The sequence below is a fragment of the Mycobacterium sp. 1245852.3 genome (assembly GCF_001669335.1).
GTDB classification, from domain to species: domain Bacteria; phylum Actinomycetota; class Actinomycetes; order Mycobacteriales; family Mycobacteriaceae; genus Mycobacterium; species Mycobacterium europaeum_A.
In genome coordinates this window covers 1-5,569 of record NZ_LZLL01000407.1, presented here as the reverse complement: position 1 = coordinate 5,569, position 5,569 = coordinate 1, and the positions used below count along the sequence as shown (strand labels likewise).

The window sequence follows — 5,569 nt, the reverse complement described above, 5'->3', positions numbered from 1 at the left end:
GGTCTGGTTGAAGGTCGCGTTGTTGCTGGGCACGGCCAACAGCTGAGCGCCGTTGCGGACGGCCTTGCGGGGGGCGCAGTACGGAACTGGCCGTGGCGGCGCTGGGCCCTGTCTTGGACGGCCAACACCTACGCGCGGCTTGCGCTCGGCATCGGTGTCCACGACATCACCGCCGGCTACCGGGCTTACCGCCGGGAAGTCCTCGAGACGATCGGGCTCGACGGGGTCGACTCCAAGGGCTATTGCTTCCAGATCGACCTGACCTGGCGCACCGTCTGCAACGGGTTCGCCATCGCCGAGGTCCCGATCACCTTCACCGAACGCGAACTCGGTGTCTCGAAGATGAGCGGATCCAACATTCGGGAGGCGCTGGTCAAGGTCACCCGCTGGGGCATCGAGGGACGCCGGACCGGGGGCGCGGGCGCCCGCGTGATCCGCGCCGACAACCGCGGCTAGCCCGGCACAGCCGGACGGCGGGGCTCAGCCGCGCCGGCGTGACCTGATGATCTCGAGGCGCTCCTTGAGCAGCTCTTCGAGCTCCTCGACCGAGCGGCGCTCCAGCAGCATGTCCCAGTGCGTGCGCGGCGGCTTGACCTTCTTCGGCTCGGGCAGGTCGCCCTCGATCAGGGTGCCCTCCATGCCGTTGCGGCACAGCCAGGTGCCGGGGATGTCGGCGTCGTCGGCGAAGGGGACCTCGAACTCCTCGCCGTTCTCGGTGCGGTACCGCGCGATCTGGCGCGGCGCGAGGTCGTGGTTGCGGTCGGTCTCGTAGCTCACGGCTCCAAGGCGACTGCCTCTCAGGACACGATCGGCCATCGGTGCTACTCCTTTAGATCCTGTGGGCTGGCGATGCAGTTCTATCCGTTTGGCAAACGTTACGACGGTCCGCGTAGTTCCCGGTCCGACACGGCGCACGCGACGCGACCATCCATGATACCGGGATTGCCGAACGCCCCGACTAGAGTCGGCAGGCGTGACCCGCCGTGCCCACCCGCAACCGTGCCGCTGGTGCGGGCGGGACGTGACCGACGCCGGCATGGGCCGTCGCCGCCAATACTGCCGGCAGTCCTGCCGCCGTCGCGGCCCTTCCGACAGCGGGGCCCGCTGCGCGGCGCACCGCCGCCCGGGCCGCCGGCCGCCGCGTACGATCCGCCGACCCGGACCGGCCGCAGCAACGACGTCGGGGATTTCCCGACCACACGGGTCGGCCTCCCAGGACCGTCATCGGACCGGCCGCCGCCGCAGGCGCGCGGCGCCTCGATCGGCCGCGCGCTCAACAACGACATCGTCATCCACGACGTGCTGGCCTCGCGCCATCACGCCTTCCTGACGCCGACGCCGACGGGTGCGGAGATCCGCGACGCGAACAGCAGCAACGGCACCTTCGTCAACGGCGTCAAGGTCGGCTCGGCGACGCTGTCCGACGGCGACGTGGTGACGATCGGCAACGTCGACCTGGTCTTCCACGACGGCGTGCTGGTTCGCCGCCAGGAGGCGGCTACCCGCGCCGGCGGCCTGGAGGTGCGCGAGGTCAACTTCGGCGTCGACGGCAAGAACCTGCTGGAGCGGATCTCGTTGGTGGCCCGGCCGGGCACGCTCACCGCGCTGATCGGCGGGTCGGGCGCGGGCAAGACCACGCTGTCGCGGCTGATCGCCGGGTACGCCACCCCGTCGTCGGGAACGGTCACCTTCGAGGGCCACGACATCCACACCGAATACGCGTCGCTGCGCACCAGGATCGGCATGGTCCCGCAGGACGACGTCGTGCACCGCCAGCTCACCGTCAGCCAGGCCCTCGGCTACGCCGCCGAGCTGCGCCTGCCGCCCGACACCAGCAAGGCCGACCGCGAACAGGTCGTCGCCCAGGTCCTCGACGAGCTGGGCCTGACCGAGCACGCGGACACCCGGGTGGACAACCTGTCCGGCGGCCAGCGCAAACGCGCCTCGGTCGCGCTGGAGCTGCTGACCGGTCCGTCGCTACTGATCCTCGACGAGCCGACCTCCGGGCTGGATCCAGCGCTGGATCTACAGGTCATGACCATGCTGCGACAGCTCGCCGACGCCGGCCGCGTCGTGCTGGTGGTCACCCACTCGCTGACCTACCTCGACGTCTGCGACCAGGTGCTGCTGATGGCGCCCGGCGGCAAGACGGCGTACCTGGGCCCGCCCGGCCAGATCGGCGCGGCCATGGGCACCACCAACTGGGCACACATCTTCGCCAAGGTGGGCGCCGATCCCGACGAGGCCAACCGCCGCTTCCTCGCGCAGAACAGGCCGCCGCCGCCCACCCGGACCGAGGCGCCGGCCGAGCTGGGCACCCCGGCGCACACCAGCAAGCCCCACCAGTTCTCCACGATCGCCCGCCGCCAGGTCCGGCTGGTGGTCGCCGACCGGGCCTACTTCGCCTTCCTGGCGGTGCTGCCGTTCGTGATGGGCGCGCTGTCGTTGACCGTCCCCGGCAGCGTCGGGTTCGGCTACGCCGATCCGGTCAGCGAATCGGCCGGCGAGGCGGGGATGATCCTGACCCTGCTCACCATGGCGGCGGCGTTCATGGGCACCGCGCTGACCATCCGCGACCTGATCGGCGAGCGGCCGATCTTCCGGCGCGAACAGGCGGTCGGCCTGTCCAGCACGGCGTACCTGCTGGCCAAGGTCGCGGTGTTCTGCACGTTCGCGGTCATCCAGGCGGCCATCGCCACGGCGATCGTGGTGCTGGGCAAGGGACCGCCGACGCGGCCGGCGGTGCTGCTGGGGCATTCCAGTTTCGCGGCCACGCTCGAGCTGTTCGCCGGGGTCGCGGCGACGTGCGTGGCGTCGGCCATGCTGGGCCTGCTGCTCTCGGCGCTGGCGCGGTCCCATGAGCAGATCATGCCGCTGCTGGTGGTGTCGCTGATGATGCAGATGGTGCTCTCCGGCGGCATGGTGCCGGTCACCCACCGGATCTTCCTCGATCAGCTGTCCTGGCTGGTGCCCTCGCGGTGGGGGTACGCGGCGCAGGGGTCGACGGTCGACCTGTGGACGGTGTCACCCGGCCCGCAGAGCCCGCGGGACAGCCACTTCCAGCACACGCCGGCGGCCTGGCTGTTCGACATGGCCATGCTCGCGGTGCTCACGGTCGGCTACGCCGCGCTGGTGCGGTGGCGCATCCGGCTCACCCGCTGAGCGATCAGCCGCTGATGGCTCAGCCGTCGAGCCCCGCGTCCAGCCGCAGCCCGTGGGCGAGCGCGAAGGCCACGGCCTGATCCACGTCGACGCGGGCGCCGGCCAGCGCGGCCGTCGTCCACAACGCGGGATCCACGGCCGCCCCGCGCAGGTCGGCGTCGTCCAACCGGGCGCCGGCGATGCGCGCGCCCCGCAGGTCCGCGCCGCGCAGCACCGCCTTGCGCAGGTCGGCCTCCACCAGGCCGGCCTCGCGCAGCCGGCAGCCGCTCAGGTCGACGCCGCGCAGGTCGATGCCGCCGAGCACGGCCAGCGTGAAGTCCACCTCGTCGAACGTGATCGGCCGCAGCCGGCACTCGACGAACACCGACCCGAGCATCGAACACTGGGAAAAGGTGCTGTGCCACAACGACGTCCGGCGGAACGTGCAGTTGCGAAACGCCGAGCCGCGGTGCTGCGACTCGGCCAGGTTGGCACCGCTGAAGTTGCACTCGGTGAACACCACCCGCTCGGTCCGCAACCGGCTGAGGTCGTCGTCAGTGAAGTCGTGGCCCTCGAATTCTCGGTCGACCCACGGGGCGGTCAATTGGCCGACAGGCTGGCCAGGGCGTATTCGCTGACCGCGATCAGGGCATCGGTCGCCGACCGGCGATCCCTGGCGTCGACGGTGATCACCGGGATGTGCGGCGGCAGGGTCAGCGCCTCGCGCACCTCGGCGACCGGGTAGCGGGGAGCGCCGTCGAACTCGTTGACCGCGACCAGAAACGGCAGGTTGCGGTGCTCGAAGAAGTCGACGGCGGCGAAGCTGTCCTGCAGGCGCCGGCAGTCGACCAGCACGACCGCGCCGATCGCGCCGCGCACCAGGTCGTCCCACATGAACCAGAAGCGGCGCTGCCCCGGCGTGCCGAACAAGTAGAGCACCAGGTCTTCGGCCAGGGTGATCCGCCCGAAATCCATCGCGACGGTGGTGGTCCGCTTGTCCGGGGTGGCCTCCAGCGCGTCGACGCCGGCCGAGGCGTCGGTGAGCATCGCCTCGGTGCGCAGCGGCATGATCTCCGACACCGCCCCGACGAAGGTGGTCTTGCCGGCCCCGAACCCGCCGGCGATCACGATCTTCGTCGACGCGTGGGCGCCGGAGTCGGGCTGCACCTCAGAGTGCGCGTAAGCCACGCAGTGTCCTTCCTATGAGTTCGGAGCGCTCATCCCTGCTCGAGCGCTCGGACAACGTCTTGTGCACCCGAAGGTAGCCGGACAGCACCAGATCTCCCACCAGGACGCGCGCGACGCCGAGCGGAAGGTCCAGGCGGGCCGAGATTTCGGCGACCGACGGGTGCTCGACGCACAGTTGGATGATTCTGCCTCTCGCGTCGTTGGGCGGCCACCGGTGCGCCAGCCCGGCCTGCAGCGCCTGAATCGGCGCTTCGAGGGGAAGGTCGACGTTGGTGTCGGTCCGTCCCGACGTCAGGGTGTACGGGCGGACCAGGTTCCCCTTACGGTGCGCCGGCCAGGTCTCGGGGGTGTCCATCGCGGGTCACGAGACGCTGGACCGGCGGGTCGACTGCACCACGCCGCCCACCCGTTCGACGAGGACGGCCATCTCGTAGCCGATCTGACCGATGTCACACGACGTCACGGCCAGCGTCGCCAGGTGCGACCCGTCCCCGACCCGCATCAGCAACAGGTAGCCGTTCTGCATCTCGACCACCGACTGCAGCACCTGGCCGCCGTCGAACAGCTGCGCGGCACCGGTGGCGAGGCTGGCCAGCCCGGAGGCCACCGCGGCCAGCTGGTCGGCGCGTTCCCGCGGCAGGTGCTCGCTGGCGGCGATGGGCAGCCCGTCGACGGACACCAGCAGCGCGTGGGCGACGCCGGGGACCTCGCGGGCGAACCTGGTCACCAGCCAGTCCAGGGACCCGCTGTCGAATTTGTCGGGGGAACTCATTATTGGTCGGATCCTTGATCGGTGTCGCGGGCGTGCGAGCGTCCGGTGCGCACGCCGTCGAAATGGTTACTGAACGAGGCGCGAACCGCCTCGGGGTCGCGGGTGACGGCCGCGTGCTGGGGCTCCCGGTGCGACGGGGATAGGCCGCTGCGCTGCTGGTCGGGCTCGGCCGGTTCGCCCGCTGCGCCGCCGTTGGCGCCGCCGGGCACCAGCCGGGCGCCCGGGGTGCGCACCGGCAGGCCGTGGTCGGTGGTGTGCGCTTCGACGGGCTTGTCCTCGGCCGCCGCCGCCAGTGTCCAGCCCCGGTCCCAGACCGACTGCCAATCCAGGTCGGGGCTGTTGACCAGGTCATGCGGGTCGCCCAGCATCTCCGAGAGCATCCGCCGGTAGATGACGTCGTCGTCGGCCGGGGTCGCCGACGTTCTCGGCGCCGACGGGATGGACGCGACCGGGGCGGGCCGCGCCGGC

General features: G+C 71.1%; 6 protein-coding genes and 2 pseudogenes. 2 read left to right on the top strand and 6 right to left on the bottom strand.

The genetic code is table 11. From position 1 onward, the window contains the following. A pseudogene (locus tag A9W96_RS18380) lies at positions 1-456 on the top strand (dolichol-phosphate mannosyltransferase); the annotation flags it as partial. Between the two features lie 24 nt (positions 457-480). Here A9W96_RS18380 and rbpA read toward each other — a convergent pair. Further along, positions 481-816: an RNA polymerase-binding protein RbpA gene (gene rbpA / locus A9W96_RS18375; RefSeq protein ID WP_067141896.1), complete on the bottom strand. Its 336-nt coding sequence runs from the start codon at positions 814-816 to the stop codon at positions 481-483. Here rbpA and A9W96_RS18370 point away from each other — a divergent pair. Further along, complete coding sequence (locus A9W96_RS18370) at positions 808-3,162, top strand: ATP-binding cassette domain-containing protein (protein ID WP_369830848.1); 2,355 nt, start codon at positions 808-810, stop codon at positions 3,160-3,162. The genes rbpA and A9W96_RS18370 overlap by 9 nt on opposite strands. 19 nt (positions 3,163-3,181) lie before the next feature. Here the strand turns inward: A9W96_RS18370 and A9W96_RS18365 are convergent, their stop codons facing one another. From A9W96_RS18365 to A9W96_RS18345, 5 genes and pseudogenes are all read right to left on the bottom strand, one after another. Then, on the bottom strand, positions 3,182-3,745 hold the full coding sequence (locus A9W96_RS18365; RefSeq protein WP_067141893.1) for a pentapeptide repeat-containing protein: 564 nt from the start codon (positions 3,743-3,745) through the stop codon (positions 3,182-3,184). Next, entirely contained in the window at positions 3,742-4,329 is a 588-nt protein-coding gene (locus tag A9W96_RS18360; protein ID WP_066872187.1) for an ATP/GTP-binding protein, read from the bottom strand. Before A9W96_RS18360 ends, A9W96_RS18365 begins: the two co-directional genes overlap by 4 nt. Continuing rightward, positions 4,310-4,684 (bottom strand): DUF742 domain-containing protein, encoded by a 375-nt coding sequence (locus tag A9W96_RS18355; protein WP_066872185.1) that lies wholly within the window; start codon positions 4,682-4,684, stop codon positions 4,310-4,312. Before A9W96_RS18355 ends, A9W96_RS18360 begins: the two co-directional genes overlap by 20 nt. 6 nt (positions 4,685-4,690) lie before the next feature. After that, on the bottom strand, positions 4,691-5,101 hold the full coding sequence (locus A9W96_RS18350; RefSeq protein ID WP_066872182.1) for a roadblock/LC7 domain-containing protein: 411 nt from the start codon (positions 5,099-5,101) through the stop codon (positions 4,691-4,693). Continuing rightward, positions 5,101-5,569, bottom strand: a pseudogene (locus A9W96_RS18345) (ATP-binding protein); the annotation flags it as partial. The pseudogene A9W96_RS18345 and the gene A9W96_RS18350, both read right to left, overlap by 1 nt.

Bases quoted from the DNA above. Each gene is read 5' to 3' on its own strand.
- rbpA (WP_067141896.1), bottom strand. From the start codon at position 816: ATGGCCGATCGTGTCCTGAGAGGCAGTCGCCTTGGAGCCGTGAGCTAC.
- A9W96_RS18355 (WP_066872185.1), bottom strand. From the start codon at position 4,684: ATGGACACCCCCGAGACCTGGCCGGCGCACCGTAAGGGGAACCTGGTC.
- A9W96_RS18350 (WP_066872182.1), bottom strand. From the start codon at position 5,101: ATGAGTTCCCCCGACAAATTCGACAGCGGGTCCCTGGACTGGCTGGTG.